Genomic DNA, 17,645 nt, shown 5'->3' with positions numbered 1-17,645 from the left:
ATTCGCAACTAAGGTTATGGCGCTCTGGCTCGCGAGCGTTTCCGGTGCGGTCATGGCTGCGCCGCCGTCGGTCATGTCGCTGGACGGCGACTGGCAGGTCCGCGTCGCGCCGAGCGATGCCGATGCGGTCAAGGCTCACCCCAAGGCGGCCCGCTGGTTCCGTGCGCAAGTGCCGGGCACGGTACAGCAGGACCTGATCGCCACGCGCCAGGTGCCCGATCCTTTCCTCGGCACCAACGAGGCCGCGATCCAGTGGGCGGGCCTGACCGACTGGGAACTGCGCCGCACGCTGGACGTGAGCGCCGAGGCCATGGGCCGCGAGCATCTCGACCTCGTGTTCGACGGGCTGGATACCTTCGCGACGGTCTTCATCAACGGCAAGCAGGTGCTCAAGGCCGACAACGGTCACCGGCAGTGGCGCGTCGCTGCCAAGGAATTCCTGAAGCAGGGCCGCAACGAGATTCTCGTGCGCTTCGCCTCGCCGATCCGCACCTTGCAGCCGATGGTGCTGGCCGAGGCGCATCCGCTGCCGGGCGAGTACGATTCCGCCTTCGGGGATGAGCCGAAAGGCAAGCAGACTTCCGCCTATATCCGCAAGGCCAAGTACCATTACGGCTGGGACTGGGGTCCGCGCATCGTCAACCAGGGCATTTCCGGGCCGGTGCGTCTGGAAGCCTGGGACGAGGCGCGGCTCGGAGCCTTCGAGGTCGTGCAGGAAGCGCTCGGCAAGGACGAGGCGCGGCTGGTCGCGAAATTCCGCGTCGTGGCCGACAAGCCGGGCAAGGCGCATTTCACCGCGCGCGTGACCGGACCGGACGGGCAGGCGCTCGCCCCGGTCTCGCGCGAGGCCTCGTTCGATGCGGGCGAGAGCGTCGTCACCGTGCCGCTGACGGTCGCCGCGCCGAAGCGCTGGTGGCCGGTCGGCTATGGCGATCAGCCGCTCTACAAAGTCTCGGGCGAGATCGCTTCCGGCGCCGGTGCCGGAGCCAAGGCGGCCCGTAATATCGGTCTGCGCGAGGTCGAACTCGTGCGCGGGGGCGGCGCTTTCGGCTTCCGCGTCAACGGCGTGACGGTCTTCGCCAAGGGCGCGAACCTCATTCCCTTCGACATGTTCCCCTCGCGCGTCACCGACGCGAAGATGCAGTCGCTGTTGGAGGATTCCCGCGCGGCGAACATGAACATGATCCGCGTCTGGGGCGGCGGCTACTATCTGCCGGACAGCTTCTACGACATGGCGGACCGCATGGGCCTGATGGTCTGGCAGGACTTCATGTTCGGCGGCGCGGTGCCGCCTGCCGACGTCGCCTACCGCGAGAACGTGCGGATCGAGGCCGAGCAGCAGGTCGAGCGGCTCGGCTCGCACCCCTCCATCGTGATCTGGGCGGGTGGCAACGAAGTGATCTCCGGCTGGGAGACCTGGAGCGACCGCAAGGCGTGGAAGAAAGCCGTCGGCGCCGACGAACACGAGCGCATGGCGATCTCTATGACAGTCCTGTTCGACCGCGTGCTGCGCAAGGCGGTGACCGATCATTCGCCGACGACACCGTACTGGCCGGGCTCGCCTTCGACCGATTACGAAGGTCCGGTGGATACCGATGCCGCAGGCGACCGCCACTTCTGGGACGTCTGGTCCGGCTCGAAGCCGGTCGAGAACTACACGCTGTCCTGCCCGCGCTTCATGTCGGAGTACGGGTTCCAGGCGATGCCGGTCATGGCGACGATCCGCGGTTTCGCGGGCGACGCCGCGCAGGCGCCGGACAGCCCGGTGATGAAGGCGCACCAGAAGTTCCTCGCGGGCGAGGGCAACGAACGCCTGAAGTTCTACCTCGACGCAAGGCTGCGCCCGGCGAAGGACTTGGCGGACTTCGTCTATCTTACGCAGGTAAACCAGGCGCAGGCGATCGATATGGCCGCGCGCCATCACCGCGTCTGTGCGCCGGTGACGCTGGGTTCGCTTTACTGGCAGCTCAACGATGTCTGGCCTTCGATTTCGTGGGCGAGCATCGATTACGACGGCCGCTGGAAGCTGCTGCACTACGCCGCGCGGCGGTTCTTCGCCCCGCAGGCGGTGGTGGCCGAGCATAAGGACGCTGCGACCAAGGTCACCTTCGCTTCGGACGCGACGAGCCCGGTCGCAGCCGAATGGCGTCTGACCGGCTATGCCATGGACGGCAGCAAGCTGGGCGAAGCGGGCGGGGCGGTGACGCTCGCTCCGACGACGGCGACTACCGTTCCCGATGTGTCGGACGCGCAAGTCTTCGCAAGTGTTCCGGCTGAGGCGAGCTACGCGGTGGCGGAACTGTTGATCGGCGGCAAGACCGTCTCGCGCCAGATCGTCGAGCGCGCCTTGCCCAAGGCCATGGCCTATCCCGCACCCGGCCTTTCGGCGACGTGGGACGGCAAGGCAGTGACGATCACCGCCAAGGCGCTGGCCCGCGCGGTCATGCTTGATTTCGGCGCGGTGGATGCGCAGGCCTCTGACAACGGCTTCGACCTGTTGCCGGGGGAGAGCGTGCGCATCGAGATCACCTCGAAGGCCGATGCGGCGGCGCTGCGCAAGGCGCTGGTGCTGCGTACTCTGGCGGGAGAAAAGTGATGAAGGCCCTGTTCCCGATCACCCTCGGCATGGTTCTGGCGGCGCCGCCGGTCGCGGCACAAGAGGCTGACCCTGCCGTGATCGCCGCCATTGCCAAGGCCGATCTGGCCGAGAAAGCCGACCAGCTCCAGAGTACCGCGCCTGCCGCCAAGGCCATGGGCCTGCCCGCCTACGACTGGTGGAACGAGGGCCTTCACGGCCTCGCCCGTAATGGCGTCGCCACGGTGTTCCCGCAGGCGGTCGGCCTTGCCGCGACTTTCGACCCGGCGCTGATGGAAAAGGTCGGCACCGTCGTCTCGACCGAGGCGCGCGCCAAGTTCAACGCCAAGCCCGTAGGTGCCGACCGGCGCATCTACGAGGGCCTGACGATCTGGTCGCCCAACATCAACATCTTCCGTGACCCGCGCTGGGGGCGGGGGCAGGAGACTTACGGCGAGGACCCGTTCCTCACCGGCTCGCTGGCGGTCGGCTTCATCAAGGGGCTGCAAGGCCCCGATCCGTTGCACCCCCGCGTGATCGCGACGCCCAAGCACCTCGCTGTCCATTCCGGTCCGGAGGCCGGGCGCGACAGTTTCGACGTGGACGTCAGCCCGCAGGACCGCGAGGCGACGTATCTGCCCGCTTTCCGCAAGGCCGTGACCGAGGCGAAGCCGCTCTCGCTGATGTGCGCCTACAACTCGACGCATGGCGTGCCGGTTTGCGCCGATAGCGCGCTACTCAACGATACCTTGCGCGGCGACTGGGGCTTCAAGGGCTTCGTCGTGTCGGACTGCGATGCGGTGGCGAACATCTGGATGTTCCACAATTACCGCTACGACGCCGCCGAGGCTTCGGCTGCGGCGATCAAGGCGGGCACCGACTTCGACTGCGGCACGACCTATGCCGCGCTCACCCAGTCGGTGGCGCGCGGACTGCTCACCGAAGCCGAGGTGGACCGCGCGCTCGCCCGGTCGCTGGAGGCTCGCTACAAGCTCGGTATCGCGTTCGGTGCGAGCAACCCGTGGGCGAAGATCAAGCCGAGCGAGGTCAATACCCCCGCGCATCGCGCTCTCGCGCTGGAAGCCGCGCGCAAGTCGGTGGTCCTGCTTCAGAACGAGAACGGCCGCCTGCCGCTGAAGGCCGGAACCCGCCTCGCGGTGATCGGCACCAATGCCGACGACCTGTCGGTGATCGAGGCCAACTACCACGGCACCGCCGCTGATCCGGTGACGCCGCTGGAAGGCATCCGCCGCCAGTTCGGCGCGGCGAACGTCGCTTATGCGCAAGGCTCGGTGCTGGCCGAGGGCGCGCCCGTCGTCGTGCCGGAAACCGCGCTGGTTGCGGACGGCAAGCCGGGCCTGCGCGCCGAATATCTCGACATGTCGGGCAAGCGCGTGTTCGTGCGGCAGGATCGCCGCGTGGACTTCAACCTCACCCGCACCGCTCCAAAGGGCCTCGACGCCAAGGGCTTCAAGGTGCGCTGGAGCGGCTCGCTGGTGCCGCCGGGGGCGGGCACTTATCGCCTCGCGCTCGACATTCCGGCCTGCTGGAAGGACTGCACGCGCCACGACGACGTGCGCCTGAGCATCGGCGGCAAGGAACTGCACAGCGGCGTGCTCGGCAAGCAGCGGGTCGAATTCGACATCGCATCCGACGGCTCGCCCCAGCCGATCAGCCTCGAACTCGACCATTACGGCGAGGACGAAGGCCTGCGCCTCATGTGGCTGCCGCCCGCCGAGGCTCAGCGCGCCGAGGCGGTGAAGGCCGCTTCGCAGGCGGACGCCATCGTCGCCGTGCTCGGCCTCTCACCCGATCTCGAAGGCGAGGCGCTTCAGGTACAGGTGCCGGGCTTCGTCGGCGGCGACCGCAGCGATATCGCGCTGCCCGAGCCGCAGGCAGAGCTGCTGGCGGCGCTCCATGCCACCGGCAAGCCGGTGATCGTCGTGCTCACCAACGGCAGCGCGGTCTCGATCGATCCTGCGATGGCCGATGCCGTGATGACCGCATGGTATCCGGGCGAGGCGGGCGGCACCGCCATTGCCGAGACGCTGGCCGGGACCAACAACCCCTCGGGCCGTCTGCCGGTGACCTTCTACAAGTCCACCAGCGATCTGCCTGCCTTCGTCGACTATTCGATGAAGGAGCGGACCTATCGCTACTTCACCGGCAAGCCGCTCTGGGGCTTCGGCCATGGCCTGAGCTATACGACTTACGGCTACGAAGGCGCCAAGGTCTCCGCACCCGCTCTCGGGCAGCCGGTCACGGTCACGGCCACCTTGCGCAATCTCGGCAGCATGGCGGGCGAGGAAGTGGTGCAGGCTTATGTCGTGCCGCCGGTGATCGAGCAGCGCCCGATCATGACGCAGGGCGTGTTGCAGCGCCAGCTTGCCGCCTTCACGCGCGTTCCGCTCGCGGCGGGCAAGTCGCGGGACGTCACGCTGACCCTCGATCCGCGCAGCCTCTCGGTCGTGGACCGCCGGGGCACGCGCAAGGTCGTTCCGGGCGACTACAAAGTGTGGATCGGCGGCGGACAGCCGGGTGACGGCGCGGGCGCATGGGTCTCGTTCACCCTGACCGGACAGGCACAGGAGCTGCCGAAGTGATGAATGACACGATGAACCTCGACCGCCGCAGCACGCTGGCCGGTGCGCTGGCGGGTGCTGGCGCGCTCGCCCTTCCGGCCACGGCCCGCGCCGCGACCATCCCCATGCCGCAAGGCGGAGGCCGCCCGCCGGTCTCGGAACGCCGCTACGTCAGCCGCGCGGTGGAGGCGGAGATCGACCGCGTATCGCGCAAGATCGCCGATCCCAAGCTGCGCGCGATGTTCGTGGGCTGCTATCCCAACACGCTCGACACCACGGTCTACATGGACAGCGTGGACGGCCGCCCGGACGCTTTCGTCATCACCGGCGACATCCCCTGCCTCTGGCTGCGCGACAGCACGGCGCAGGTCTTGCCCTACCTCCATCTGGTGAACAACGACCCGGCGCTGACGGCGCTGTTCCGGGGGCTGATCGCCCGCCAGTCGCGCTCGATCCTGATCGATCCTTATGCCAACGCCTTCATGCGCGATCCGTCTGCGAAGACTAATCTGTCCTGGGCGCTGAAGGACCAGACCGAGATGAAGCCCGGCGTCGCCGAGCGCAAATGGGAGATCGACTCGCTTTGCTATGCGATGCGGCTCGGCTTCCGCTACTGGCGCCAGACGCGGGACAAGCTGCCCTTCGACCAGACCTGGGCCGAGGCCTCGCGCGCCTGCGTGCGCACTTTGCGCGAGCAGCAGCGCAAGGGCTCGCCCGGACCCTATCGGTTCCTGCGCACCAGCAACCGGCCGACCGAGACCATGCAGCTTGACGGCTGGGGCGCACCGAGCCGTTCGGTCGGGCTGATCCATTGCGGTTTCCGCCCCTCCGACGATTCCTGTACTTATCCGTTCCTGATCCCGGCCAACCTCTTCGCGGTGACATCACTGCGCGAGATGGCCACCGTGGCCGAGCAGGCGCGGGGCGACACGGCGCTTGCCGCCGATGCCCGCGCTCTGGCGGACGAAGTGGAAGCGGCGCTGCGCCAATGGGGTACGATGCTGCTGCCGGACGGGCGCCGGGTCTGGGCTTACGAAGTGGACGGCTTCGGCAACGCGATGTTCATGGACGACGCCAACGTCCCCTCGCTGCTGGGCCTCGCCTTCCTCGAATGCGTGAGTACGACCGATCCGCTCTGGAAAGCCACGGCGGATGCCTGCTGGTCGGAAGCGAACCCCTACTTCTTCTGGGGCTCGAAGATCGAGGGTATCGGTGGGCCGCATGTCGGGCTTGGGCAGGTCTGGCCAATGAGCCTGATCGTGCGCGCTCTGTCGAGCAGCGACCCGCAGGTGATCCGCCCGATGCTGCGCATGCTGCGCGATACCGATGCGGGCACCGGCTTCATCCACGAGGCGGTGGACAGCAACGACCCGTCGAAATTCACGCGCGACTGGTTCGCCTGGGCCAACGGCCTCTTCGGCGAACTTCTGGTCAAGCTGGCCGATACCCGGCCCGAACTGCTTTCCGCGCCGCTCTGACGCGCGCGTATCAAGGACTCATCGATGGACTTCTCCCGCCGCCGCTTCCTCGCCACTTCCGCCGTCGCGGCGACTGCGCTTGGCGCCGATGCCGCGCAGGCCGCGCGCCGCGCTGCCGGTGAAGCCGCCGCGCCGCTGCCCTCGGGCGCCGTTCCCTCGGCGCGGCAGTGGAACTGGCACGCTCACGAGATGTACGCCTTCGTGCACTTTGCGATGAACACGTTCACCGACAAGGAATGGGGCTACGGCGACGAGGACCCCAAGTGGTTCAACCCGACCGACTTCAACGCCGACCAGATCGTCGCGGCGGCGAAAGTCGCGGGGATGCGCGGCGTCATCCTGACAGCCAAGCACCATGACGGCTTCTGCCTTTGGCAGACCCAGCTTACCGAGCACTCGATCCGCAACAGCCCCTACAAACAGGGCAAGGGCGATATCGTTGCCGAAATGTCGGAAGCCTGCCGCAAGGCGGACATGCTGTTCGGCCTCTACCTCTCGCCCTGGGATCGCAACCACGCGGAGTACGGCCGCCCGGCCTATATCGACTATTACCGCAAGCAGCTCACCGAACTCTGCACCCGCTACGGCAAGCTGTTCGAAGTCTGGTTCGACGGTGCCAACGGCGGTGACGGCTACTACGGCGGCGCGCGCGAGGCGCGCAAGATCGACGCGCCGAAGTATTACAACTGGCCCTCGATCGTGAAGCTGGTCCACGAACTCCAGCCCGATGCCTGCACGTTCGACCCGCTCGGCGCCGATGTGCGCTGGGTCGGCAACGAGGACGGCGTGGCAGGCGATCCCTGCTGGCCGACGATGCCGAACGTCCCCTATGAGCAGGCCGTTGGCAACTCGGGTCTGCGTGGCGGCGAGATCTGGTGGCCGGCGGAAACCGACGTGTCGATCCGTCCGGGCTGGTTCTATCACGCCGACGAGGACTCCAAGGTCAAGAGCCCGGCGCGCCTGATCCGCCTCTACGACGAATCCGTGGGCCGGGGCACGAACCTCAATCTGAACCTGCCGCCCGACCGGCGCGGCCGGATCGCCGACCAGGACGTGAAGATCCTGAAATCGTTCGGCGATGCGATCCGCGCGACCTTTGCGAAGGACCTCGCGCAGGGCAGCGTCGCCCATGCCAGCGCCTCGCGCGGGAGCCGCTTCGCGCCCGCCAACGTGCTGGATGGCCAGCGCGAGACCTACTGGTCCACGCCCGACGCCGTGCTCACCCCGACGCTGACGCTCGACCTTGCGCCGGGCACGCGCTTCGATGTCGTGCGCCTGCGCGAATACCTGCCGCTCGGCATCCGCGTGACCCGCTTCGCGGTCGAGGCGGAAATCGACGGTCAGTGGCAGCGTCTGGCCGAGAAAGAGTGCATCAGCGCCCAGCGCATCATCCGCCTGCCGCAGCCAATCGCGCCGCGCCGGGTGCGGCTGGTCGTGCTCGAAGGCAGCGCGGCTCCGGCGATCTCCGAGTTCGCGCTCTTCGCCAGCGTCGCACCCGTCGATGTCCCGGCGATCGTCTCGACTGACCCGACCGTGCTCGACACCACGAAATGGTCGATCGTCGCAGCCAGCGCACCGGGCGCGGAACGCCTGCTGGACAACGATGCGGCGACCATCTGGAAGCAGCCCGCGCCCCAACCGGGCAAGCCAGCGCGCGTGACGGTCGATCTCGGTGCGCGCACTGCGCTCGCCGGTTTCACGCTGACGCCTTCGCGGCAGGTCATGGCCGATTCCGCGCCGCCCAAGGGCTATGTCGCGGAGACCAGCCTCGACGGCAAGACCTGGACGCGCGCGGCAACGGGCGAGTTCGGCAATATCGCCTATGCCCTTGCCACCCAGCGGATCGCTTTCGCCAAGCCGGTGACGACGCGTTACCTTCGCCTGACGTTCGCGGAAACGGCGCTTCCGGCAGGTAATCTTGCGGTTGCCGGAATTGGCGGTTTCGTCGCCCGGTGAGTGCCGGGACGCGCCCTGGAATAGTCAGGGCGCGTCCTTTATCAGGCGGTAGAAGTAGTAGTCCGTGCCGTCGCGCCCGTGTTCGACGAGTATCCTGACGTCGATCCGCAGCCCGAGCTTGCGGAAGATGCGCTGGACCGTATCTCTCTCGTGCTGGATGGTGTGGGGCGCTTGGCCGAGCGGATGGCGCAGCAATCGTCTTGCTGACCGCCTGAAACCGAGCAGATGTCTCGTCGCGAAGCGGCGCAGGCCGTCGGGTCCCTTGAGCAGCAGTTCCGCCGTGGGAACCTTGTGACGAATTCCCACGATCAGGTAGCGGTTCGAGACCCGGCGCAGTTCCCCGAGAACGTCCTCAAGCCCGCGTGCATCCACCCAGTTGAGGAAGCGGCTGCTGAGTGCGCAGTCGTAAGTGTCGTCGCCGTCCGGGATGGCGCGGATGTCGCCGAGTTGGAGGGAACAGTCGGTCCAGCCCGTTTCTCCGTTTCCGCGCAGTTCTTCCAGTTCGTCGACTTCGTCCAGCTTCTCGCGCGCGGCTTTCAGCATGTCGGGTGAAATGTCGCGGCCCACGACCTTGATGCCGCGCTTGTGGTAGAACTTGAGAAATCGTCCTGTTCCAACCGGCATGTCCAGCACGGTGGCGCCGGGAGGAATGACCCGCAGGAGTTCGCCGACGGCGCTGTCTTCGCCCAGCCATTTCGTGGTGGGCGCGCGCCGTGCATCGTAACCTTTTGCTGCCGCGCCGGTATAGGCGGTGCTCAAAGCCTGGAAATCCATCACTTGCTCTCCTGCTGAAGAACCCTGTTCCGCAAAAATGCCGCAACTTGCTCCGCCGCTTCCGGCAGATCGGCTTCGCCATCGACTTGGAGCACGGGCACTCCGCGGGCGCCCAGCAGTTCGGCGGCAAGCTGGAAGGCTTCGGCGGCGCTCGTCGTGGCGGCATGAAGTTCGCTTGGTGTGAGATCGATGTGGGCATTGATATTGCGCTCCCGCCCGCGCAGACGCTCGACGATCACTTCGGGGCGCGCCGTCACCACGACGACGGCGCCGGGCTTTGGAACGGAAGAGAAATAGGCTTCCCGCAACTGGCGGGCGCAAGTCCATCCTTTCTGGACGAGAGCGTCCTGCTGGAGGATCTGCACGGCACCGGGAAGGCGGTTCCAGAGGTGCAGGTCGCGCAAGTGTTCCAGCATGATCGGCAGGCGCGCGAACCGGGCGAAGGCATCGCCGACGCCCGTTCTCGCCAGTTCGATGCAGCATTCCAGAAAGTCCGCCTGGCCACGCAGGGTATGCCGGAACGAGTCCTCCGTGGAGGTCACGGCCAGTCGGCGGGCATAGACCTCACCGATCCGGGGCAGCCGGAAGGCCGAGCGATAGGAGATCCGGCGCAGCGGACTTACCCGGTCCAGGTTCGCCATGGCCGCCAGAAGCCTGCCCTCCTGTACGGTACGGTAGCTGTGCCGGCGTTCCAGCCGCGTCTGGACGGCGTGATAGATGGCGGATTTTCCGACGCCGGGAGGTCCGACGAATTCGATCTGCCGCTCGGATCCGGGAAATGCCGGAGCCTTCGCCTGTGGCGTTTCGGCATGGGGAATGGACGAGCGTTTCACTCTCGCATCCTTGATCCTGGAGGGATGCCCATGGCTTCGCCGGGGCATCGTGACCGGCGCGCTTCCGCAAGCACCGCCTTTTCAACCAAAAAGGTAGAGAATAAAAAATCGCGGTCAATCTACCCGGAAGGGGTAGCGCGGCGAGTGCTTTCGCGCTCCCAGTAAGGCGGATTGCCGAAGCTCCTGCGCAGGCTTTCGGCCAGGGCGCGGATCTTGGCGGCGGCGCCGTGATCCCGCGGATAGGCGAGGAAAAGTTCGGCCCCTTCCGCCTGCAATCCGATGTCGATTTCGACCAGCGATCCCTCGGCAAGCGCCTCGTGGACGAAGAAGCTGGGCAGCAGGGCGATACCCAGGCCTGCCACCACGGCATCGCGCATCACCAGGCCGTTGTTGACCCGGAGTGCCGACTGGGGGCGAATCACCGACCAGCCGGTCGGCGTGGCGAAGCGCCAGTCGCCGGTGCGGTTGGCGTAGAGGATGCCCTTGTGTCCCTCCAGCTGCGCAAGCGAGGCGGGCGTGCCCGCCTGAGCCAGATAGTCCGGCGCGGCGACAAGGACGCGGCGGCTCGTGGCGAGACGGCGTGCGATCAGGCGGCCGTCGCCGATCGCCCCGTGGCGCAGCACGGCGTCGAACCCGCCGGTCGCGGCATCGACGAAGCTGTCGTCCAGTTCGAGCGAGACCTCGATCTCAGGATAATCGCGAAGGAACGTCGCCAGGGCAGGGCCGAAGTGCAGGATGCCGAAGCCGACCGGGGCGGAAAGGCGCAGCGGCCCTGCCAGTTTGCCACTCTGCGCCCCGAGTTCGGCTGCGGCTTCTTCCGTCTCGCGCAGGATGCGCTGCGCGCGCGGCAGGAACGTTTGCCCGCTGTTCGTCAATGACAGCTTGCGGGTCGAGCGCTGGATCAGGGTGGCGCCCAGCGCGCGCTCCAGTTCGGCCAGACGCTCGCTCACCACCGATTTGGCCAGATCGAGCCGACGCGAGGCCGCACTGATCGATCCGGCTTCCGTCGTCGCGAGGAAAGCGGCGATGCCGTCGAGTTTGATCATCGTTCGGATATCCCGTCATCAAGGTTCAGAATAAGCCGGCTAGTCCGAACGATGCCTGCACGGCATCTTCAAGTCCAGAGGGCGCGGCGGCCTGCCGCACCGAAAAGCCGGTCGAGACCATTCCGCCGGAAAATGGAGACAGATCATGAGCGATTTTTCTGACAAGAACATTCTGGTGCTGGGCGGCAGTCGCGGCATCGGCGCGGCTCTGGTGCGCCGCTTCGCGAGCGACGGCGGCAAGGTCGCCTTCACTTACGCCGGATCGCGCGAGGCGGCGGTTACCCTGGCGCAGGCAAGCGGGGCCGAGGCGATCCGGACCGACAGCGCCGACCGTGACGCCCTGACCGCGACCGTCGCGGGCCGGGGAAAGCTTGACGTCCTCGTCATCAATGCCGGTGCGCTGGTTCTCGGCGATCCCCTGACCCTGGATGCCGATGCGATCGATCGCATGATCGACGTCAATGTCCGGGCGCCCTATCACGCTGCCGTCGAGGCCGCGCGGCAGATGAACGATAACGGCCGCATCATCGTGATCGGATCGGTCAACGGCGACCGCATGCCCTTCGCGGGCGGCGCGGCCTATGCCCTTACCAAGGCCGCCATGCAGGGAATGGTTCGCGGACTGGCCCGCGACTTCGGTGAGCGGGGCATCACCGTCAACAGCATCCAGCCGGGACCGACCGACAGCGACATGAACCCTGCGGAAGGCCCGATGGCTGCCACCATGCACAGCTTCATGGCGATCAAGCGCCACGCTAAGCCGGACGAGATTGCCGAATATGCGGCCTTCATCGCCGGGCCGCACGGCGCCATGATCACCGGGTCGATGCAGACCATCGACGGCGGCTTCGGAGCATAAGGGCAGTCTTTTCACATCGGGCGCGATGTTCTGCTATCCGACCGCACAAGCCAGCACCTGATCGCGCCCTTTGTCGAAAAATTCTCCTGGCGGGAGTTTGCGCCAGCCATGGTTTCCAGTCGATTCAGTCTGCCGCAAAACGGAGTCGATCTGCCGCCCGTTCATTGCGGGGACATGCGCTATGGATTCTCTAGTGACATGCGGTACTGCGCGTGATGAAGCGCGCCTGCCGCGCGAATTACGGGATCGCCATTGGAGGGCCACCAGATGTCATTCACCACGCAAATCGCCGCCAGGGGAGCGACGGTTAGCTTGCACCGGAGAATTGGCGGGGCCATCGCAGCCATGCTGGTTCTCGTCGCGCCGCTCGCGCCTGCCATGGCGCAAGTAACGACCGTAGACCCGGATGCCGCTATCGACAGCGACCTGGGCGGCAACAGCCGCGCCGGCACGAGTTATTCGCCCCCCGCCGAATCGCAGCCGCCCGTCGATGCGCCCTCGCCTTATCCGGGCAACGGAACGCCGGTCGAATCGCCCACTAACGGCACGGCTTACGCCCCTCCGGCCACGCAGGCACCGAACGACAGTTCGACGACCTACCACCAGGACGATCTCATCGGCGCGGCCGAAGGCGTGTTCGGCAAGGGCGCCAAGGGACTGGCCGGAGTGATCGAGGACCTGCTCAAGAAGCAGGGCGAGCCGAACGGCTATATCATCGGCCGCGAAGGCGGCGGCGCGCTCGCCGTCGGCCTGCGCTATGGTTCGGGCACGCTCTACCATAAGGTTGAGGGCGAGCAGCCGGTCTACTGGACCGGGCCGTCGATCGGCTTCGACGCCGGTGCCAATGCGGGCAATGCATTCGTGTTGGTCTACAACCTCTACGACACCGAGGATCTCTATCACCGCTTCGGCGCGGGCGAGGGGCAGGCCTATCTCGTCGGCGGCTTCACCGTCAGCTACCTGCGGCGCGGCAATATCGTGCTGATTCCGGTGCGGGCCGGCGCGGGCCTGCGTCTCGGCGCCAATATCGGCTACATGAAGTTCACCCACAAGCAGAGCTGGATGCCGTTCTGAGGCGGTAGACTGCCGCCTGCGGCAATATGCGGCATCTGCTCAGGCCGGTGCCGCATCACCGTCTTCAAGACGGTCCCGATGTTTGCAATCTTTCACGGGTTCCAAACAAAATTTCCTCGTGCCTGATGTCCACGGTTGCCGGGCGCGATAATTTTGCGGTTCTCGGCAATTCCCGGTCGATCCGGCATTGCGCGCTCCGGCGGCTCGGTCTAAGGCCCGCCCGCCATGCTTACGAACCTTCAGCAACAGCCCGCCGACGCGCTTCTTGCGTTGATCAAGCTCCACAACGACGATCCGCGCGCGGACAAGATCGACCTTGGTGTCGGCGTCTACCGCACCGGTGAGGGCGACACGCCGGTGTTCCGCTCGATCAAGGCCGCAGAGGCCAAACTCGTCGCCGAGCAGGATTCGAAAGCCTACCTCGGGCCAGAGGGCGACATGGGCTTCGTCGAAGCGCTGATGCCCTACGTCTTCGGCAAGGCCGACCCCTCCATGGGCGGTCGCATCGAAGGCATGCAGACCCCCGGCGGCACCGGCTCGCTGCGCCTCGCGCTCGCCATGGTAAAGCGTGCTGGTTACCACCGCATCATCGTCGGCGTTCCCAGCTGGCCTAACCACGCCCAGATCTGCGCCGATCTCGGCCTTGAAGTCGTTGAATTCAACCACGCCCTCGCTTCGGGCACCACCGACATGGACGCGCTGCGCGGCGCCATCGCGAACGCCCGGGAAGGCGACGCCATCCTGCTGCACGGCTGCTGCCACAACCCCACCGGCATCGACTACAGCAACGAGCAGTGGGACGAGATCGCGGGCCTGGTCGCCGCCTCGAAGATCCTCCCCATCCTCGACCTCGCCTACCAGGGCCTGGGCAAGGGCATGGAAGAAGACGCCTACGGCCTGCGCCGCGTGCTCGCCGCCGTGCCGGAAGCGCTGATCTGCTATTCGTGCGACAAGAACTTCGGCCTCTACCGTGACCGCGTCGGCGCGCTCTATGCGATGGTTGCCGATCCGGCTGATCTGACCAAGGTCATGTCGAACGGCCACAACCTCGCCCGCGCCAACTGGTCGCAGCCGCCAGACCACGGCGGTGCTGCTGTCCGCCTCGTCCTCGAAGACGCGGCGCTGACCGCGGATTGGCTGGCCGAGCTGGACGAAATGCGCGACCGTATGCGCGAAGTCCGCGCGAAGCTGGCCGAAGCCGGCACCGCCGGTTCGGCCGACCTGACGCCGATGGGCGGCCAGAACGGCCTGTTCTCGATCGTGCCGCTGAACAAGGACCAGGTCCTTGCCATGCGCACCAAGCACGGCGTCTATATGGCGGGCTCGGGTCGCATCAACGTGGCGGGCCTGACGATGGGCAACATCGACAAGTTCATCGCCGCTGTTGCGGACGTGACGGCTTGAAGAACAAGGATAAGGCAGGGGGTCTAGACCCCCTGCCCCCCCATTACCGTCTGCGTCGCGCGCGCAGATTCGACGTGTGCTCCTTGCGGCGTAGCCAATAAGTCTCCCGACGTAGCCATGGGCGCACGACGCCGTCGGCCCGCATGACCTCGACAGTCCTGGGGGTGCAGGGGGGGGCTATGCTCCCCTGCTTTTACTTTCAGTTCTTCACCCGCGAAGCGACTGCATCCGCTGCAAATACCGCGCCAGCACGTCGATTTCGAGGTTCACCCCGTCCCCCGCCTTGAGTGCGCCGATGGTCGTCACTTCGGCGGTGTGGGGGATGATGTTGAGCATGAAGTGGCAGGTGCCGTCGCTCTGGTCGGCCACGTCGTTCACGGTCAGCGAGACGCCGTCCACCGTGATCGAGCCCTTGGGCGCCAGGTAGGGCGCCAGTTCCGCCGGTGCCGCGATCACGAAGCGCAGCGAATCGCCCTCCGGCGTGATGCTCACCACGGTGCCAACGCCATCGACATGGCCGGTGACGATGTGGCCGCCCAGTTCGTCGCCCAGCTTCAGCGCCTGTTCGAGATTGAGCGGTGTACCCTCTGCCCAGCGGTTCGCGACGGTGCGCGACACGGATTCGGCGGAGATGTCCACCGCGAACCAGGCGTCGCCCGCCACGCCGCCCTTGTCCACGACCGTCAGGCAGACGCCCGAGCAGGCGATCGAGGCGCCCATGGCGATATGGGCGGGATCGAAGGGGCAGGTGATGACGGCGCGCAAGTCGCCGGTCTGGCGGGCTTCGCGGATCTGGCCGACGGCGGTGACGATTCCGGTGAACATGGCTACCTTTCGAGCGGCTGCTCTGATGAATGGGTGGTCTCGTAGACTTCCAGCGTGTCGCTGCCAAGCTGGCGCCGTTCGGCAAGGCGCCATTGGCCATGGGCCTGATGGAGGCGCGCGAGACCGAAGTCGGAGAGGGCGGGGCGGCCGCCGACGAGGATCGGGGCGCGGTAGATCAGCAGGCGATCGACCAGACCTGCCCGCAGGAACGCCGAAGCCGCACCGGCGCCGCCTTCGACGAAGAGGTACTGGATGCCCTCCATCTCCGCGATCGCTTGCGGCGAAGGGAGGCGGTTCCAGCCTTGCGGGACTTCGCCTCGGGTCAGCACCCAGCGCTGGGGGCTGCGATCTTCAAGTCCCGGCAGTCGCACGTCCAGGCGCGGGGTGTCGGCGCGCAGGGTGCCGCCGCCGACCAGGATGGCGTCTGCTTTCGCGCGCATGGCATGGGTATGGGCGCGGGCCTGTGGGCCGGTGATCCACTGGCTCTCGCCGCTGGCGAGGGCGATGCAGCCGTCGAGCGAGAGCGCGAGCTTCAGCGTCACTTCCGGTCGGCCGAGGCGCCTGGAGATGAGATAGCCGGTCAGGCTGCGCTCGCAGGCGGGCGAGGGCAGGTATTCCGCCGCGATGCCTGCTGCCCGGATACGGGCGAGACCGGCGCCGGACGTGCGCGGATCGGGGTCCATGCAGCCGATCACGACCCGCGCGACGCCGGAAGCGCAGACGAGGTCGGCGCAGGCGGGGCCGCGCGGCGACTGGTGGGCGCAGGGTTCGAGCGTGACGTAGAGGGTGGCGCCGCGTGCAGCATCACCGGCGGCGGCCAGCGCCACCGCTTCGGCATGGGGACGGCCGCCGGGCTGGGTCCAGCCGCGCGCGACGACTTTGCCATGCTTCACGAGCACCGCACCGACGCCGGGATTGGGGCGGCTCGCAGGCCGGGCGCGCGCGGCGAGGGCCGCCGCGGCGGCGAGCCAGCGGGCGTCGTCCGTCACTGCTGTGTGGGAACCTGATCGACTTGCGGCAGGGTGCGGCCTTCGGGCAGGCGCGGTTTGCCGATGCGGTCGGCCTCGGCCTTCTTGCGCGCGGCTTCCTCGACTTCGGCGTCGCGGGCGATCTTGTCCACGTCCATCCCCGAATAGCGGCCGATGGTCTTGTAGATTTCGCGCACTTCCTTGTCGCGCTTGGCCTGCTCGGCGGCCCAGGCTTCCTTGCGCTTCTGGTTCTCGATGTTCGAGGCCAGGATCTCGGCGTCGGTGCGGTGCGCGGGCAGGACCGAGATATAGGTGATCTTCGGCGGCGGGTGCGGCCCGCGCGCCTCCTGGGTCGACATCAGGTAGAAGACCGAGAACGTGCAGGCGCCGGACACCGCGGCGATCCGCCAGCGGTTGCCGCCCGCCTGCTTCCACACCTCGCGGAAATCCGCGATCATGCCGACGGGGTTTACGTCTTTCCAGTAACCGGAACGCTTGAACAGAGCCATGACGCGCTATGTAGGGACTAATGCGCGCGAACGCTACCCGAAGGGTACATAGAGAGATCGGCCGTTTTCCTTCAGCCAGCGATTGGCGGAAGGCACGCTGCCTTCGAAGATTTCGCCCAGAAAATCATGGAATGCGGGCGAGTGGTCGAAGTGGACGAGATGCGCGACTTCGTGGGCGACGACCGAACGGCGCACCGCGTCGGGCGCCATGATGAGCCGCCAGTTGATGCGAATCGAGCCGTCGGCGGCGCAGCTTCCCCAGCGCCGCGCGGCGCTCGACAGCGAGAGCGAGGGCGTCTGCTGTCCGGCGCGCTCGCAATATTCGGTAAGATCGGTGGCGAGTACGTCGCGTGCCTCGCCTTCCAGCCAGCGCTTGAGCCGCGCGGAGAGCGAGCTTTCCGGCCCGCCGACCAGCAGGAAGCCGTCGTCGGGCACCGGGCGGCGGGGCAGGGCGCTGTCGTGGCGGATCGTGAAGCGGTGGCCCCGGAAATCGAGCATGGCGCCGTCCGAAAGCACGCGCGCCTCGGGCAGGGCCTCGATCTGGATGGCCAGCCAGGATCGCTTGGAACGGGCGAATTCGAGCGCGTCCTCGCTGCGGGTCCAGCGCGGGACCGAAATGCGGACTTCGCTGCCGTCCGGCGCGAGGCGCATGGTCATGCGGCGGGCCTGCGCCAGCCTGCGGATCACCACCGGGACCTGCCGCCCGGCGAGTTCGATCATCGGCTCTTCGGTGGGGTCTCGGCGCAGCCAGTCGAGCACGGG

14 protein-coding genes are annotated in these 17,645 nt (G+C 67.0%); 7 read left to right on the top strand and 7 right to left on the bottom strand.

From position 1 onward, the window contains the following. Nucleotides 1–16 precede the first annotated feature (16 nt). Genes AC4D6D_RS16830 through AC4D6D_RS16815 form a run of 4 tightly spaced genes read left to right on the top strand, consistent with a single transcriptional unit; the run spans nucleotide 17 to nucleotide 8,591 of the window. On the top strand, nucleotides 17–2,596 hold the full coding sequence (locus tag AC4D6D_RS16830) for a beta-mannosidase (RefSeq protein WP_491328753.1): 2,580 nt from the start codon (nucleotides 17–19) through the stop codon (nucleotides 2,594–2,596). Then, nucleotides 2,596–5,178, top strand: coding sequence for a glycoside hydrolase family 3 C-terminal domain-containing protein (locus AC4D6D_RS16825; RefSeq protein ID WP_491328215.1), 2,583 nt, complete (start codon nucleotides 2,596–2,598; stop codon nucleotides 5,176–5,178). The genes AC4D6D_RS16830 and AC4D6D_RS16825 overlap by 1 nt, the downstream gene beginning before the upstream one ends. Beyond that, nucleotides 5,178–6,635 carry a glycoside hydrolase family 125 protein gene (locus tag AC4D6D_RS16820; protein ID WP_491328214.1) on the top strand — a complete coding sequence of 486 codons (1,458 nt, stop codon included), beginning with the start codon at nucleotides 5,178–5,180 and terminating at the stop codon, nucleotides 6,633–6,635. The genes AC4D6D_RS16825 and AC4D6D_RS16820 overlap by 1 nt, the downstream gene beginning before the upstream one ends. A gap of 24 nt (nucleotides 6,636–6,659) precedes the next feature. Next, complete coding sequence (locus tag AC4D6D_RS16815) at nucleotides 6,660–8,591, top strand: alpha-L-fucosidase (protein WP_491328213.1); 1,932 nt, start codon at nucleotides 6,660–6,662, stop codon at nucleotides 8,589–8,591. Nucleotides 8,592–8,615: 24 nt separating this feature from the next. On the opposite strand, the gene AC4D6D_RS16810 is transcribed toward AC4D6D_RS16815, so the two are convergent. The 3 genes from AC4D6D_RS16810 to AC4D6D_RS16800 form a co-directional block, all read right to left on the bottom strand. Beyond that, on the bottom strand, nucleotides 8,616–9,365 hold the full coding sequence (locus AC4D6D_RS16810) for a class I SAM-dependent methyltransferase (RefSeq protein WP_491328212.1): 750 nt from the start codon (nucleotides 9,363–9,365) through the stop codon (nucleotides 8,616–8,618). Continuing rightward, complete coding sequence (locus AC4D6D_RS16805; protein WP_491328211.1) at nucleotides 9,365–10,198, bottom strand: hypothetical protein; 834 nt, start codon at nucleotides 10,196–10,198, stop codon at nucleotides 9,365–9,367. Before AC4D6D_RS16805 ends, AC4D6D_RS16810 begins: the two co-directional genes overlap by 1 nt. Before the next feature lie 119 nt (nucleotides 10,199–10,317). Beyond that, nucleotides 10,318–11,244: a LysR family transcriptional regulator gene (locus AC4D6D_RS16800; protein WP_491328210.1), complete on the bottom strand. Its 927-nt coding sequence runs from the start codon at nucleotides 11,242–11,244 to the stop codon at nucleotides 10,318–10,320. 145 nt (nucleotides 11,245–11,389) lie between these two features. Here AC4D6D_RS16800 and bdcA point away from each other — a divergent pair, with 145 nt between their 5' ends. From bdcA to AC4D6D_RS16785, 3 genes are all read left to right on the top strand, one after another. Next, nucleotides 11,390–12,103, top strand: a complete 714-nt coding sequence (bdcA, locus tag AC4D6D_RS16795; protein WP_491328209.1) for an SDR family oxidoreductase — start codon at nucleotides 11,390–11,392, stop codon at nucleotides 12,101–12,103. Between the two features lie 345 nt (nucleotides 12,104–12,448). After that, entirely contained in the window at nucleotides 12,449–13,177 is a 729-nt protein-coding gene (locus tag AC4D6D_RS16790) for a DUF1134 domain-containing protein (protein ID WP_491328208.1), read from the top strand. 225 nt (nucleotides 13,178–13,402) lie between these two features. Then, entirely contained in the window at nucleotides 13,403–14,581 is a 1,179-nt protein-coding gene (locus AC4D6D_RS16785) for an amino acid aminotransferase (protein ID WP_491328207.1), read from the top strand. 207 nt (nucleotides 14,582–14,788) lie between these two features. Here the strand turns inward: AC4D6D_RS16785 and AC4D6D_RS16780 are convergent, their stop codons facing one another. Genes AC4D6D_RS16780 through AC4D6D_RS16765 form a run of 4 tightly spaced genes read right to left on the bottom strand, consistent with a single transcriptional unit; the run spans nucleotide 14,789 to nucleotide 17,642 of the window. Beyond that, nucleotides 14,789–15,406, bottom strand: coding sequence for a riboflavin synthase (locus tag AC4D6D_RS16780; RefSeq protein WP_491328206.1), 618 nt, complete (start codon nucleotides 15,404–15,406; stop codon nucleotides 14,789–14,791). Nucleotides 15,407–15,408: 2 nt separating this feature from the next. Then, nucleotides 15,409–16,395 (bottom strand): bifunctional diaminohydroxyphosphoribosylaminopyrimidine deaminase/5-amino-6-(5-phosphoribosylamino)uracil reductase RibD, encoded by a 987-nt coding sequence (ribD, locus tag AC4D6D_RS16775; RefSeq protein ID WP_491328205.1) that lies wholly within the window; start codon nucleotides 16,393–16,395, stop codon nucleotides 15,409–15,411. Continuing rightward, the gene (locus tag AC4D6D_RS16770) at nucleotides 16,392–16,883 is read right to left on the bottom strand and encodes a hypothetical protein (RefSeq protein WP_491328204.1); all 492 of its coding nucleotides are present in this window, start codon (nucleotides 16,881–16,883) and stop codon (nucleotides 16,392–16,394) included. The genes ribD and AC4D6D_RS16770 overlap by 4 nt, the downstream gene beginning before the upstream one ends. A gap of 33 nt (nucleotides 16,884–16,916) precedes the next feature. Further along, entirely contained in the window at nucleotides 16,917–17,642 is a 726-nt protein-coding gene (locus AC4D6D_RS16765) for a M48 family metallopeptidase (RefSeq protein WP_491328203.1), read from the bottom strand. Between the last annotated feature and the right edge of the window lie 3 nt (nucleotides 17,643–17,645).

Source organism: Novosphingobium sp. BF6 (genome assembly GCF_058273105.1).
Note: the sequence above shows the minus strand (reverse complement) of the source record. Positions and strands in the feature narration are given on the sequence as shown.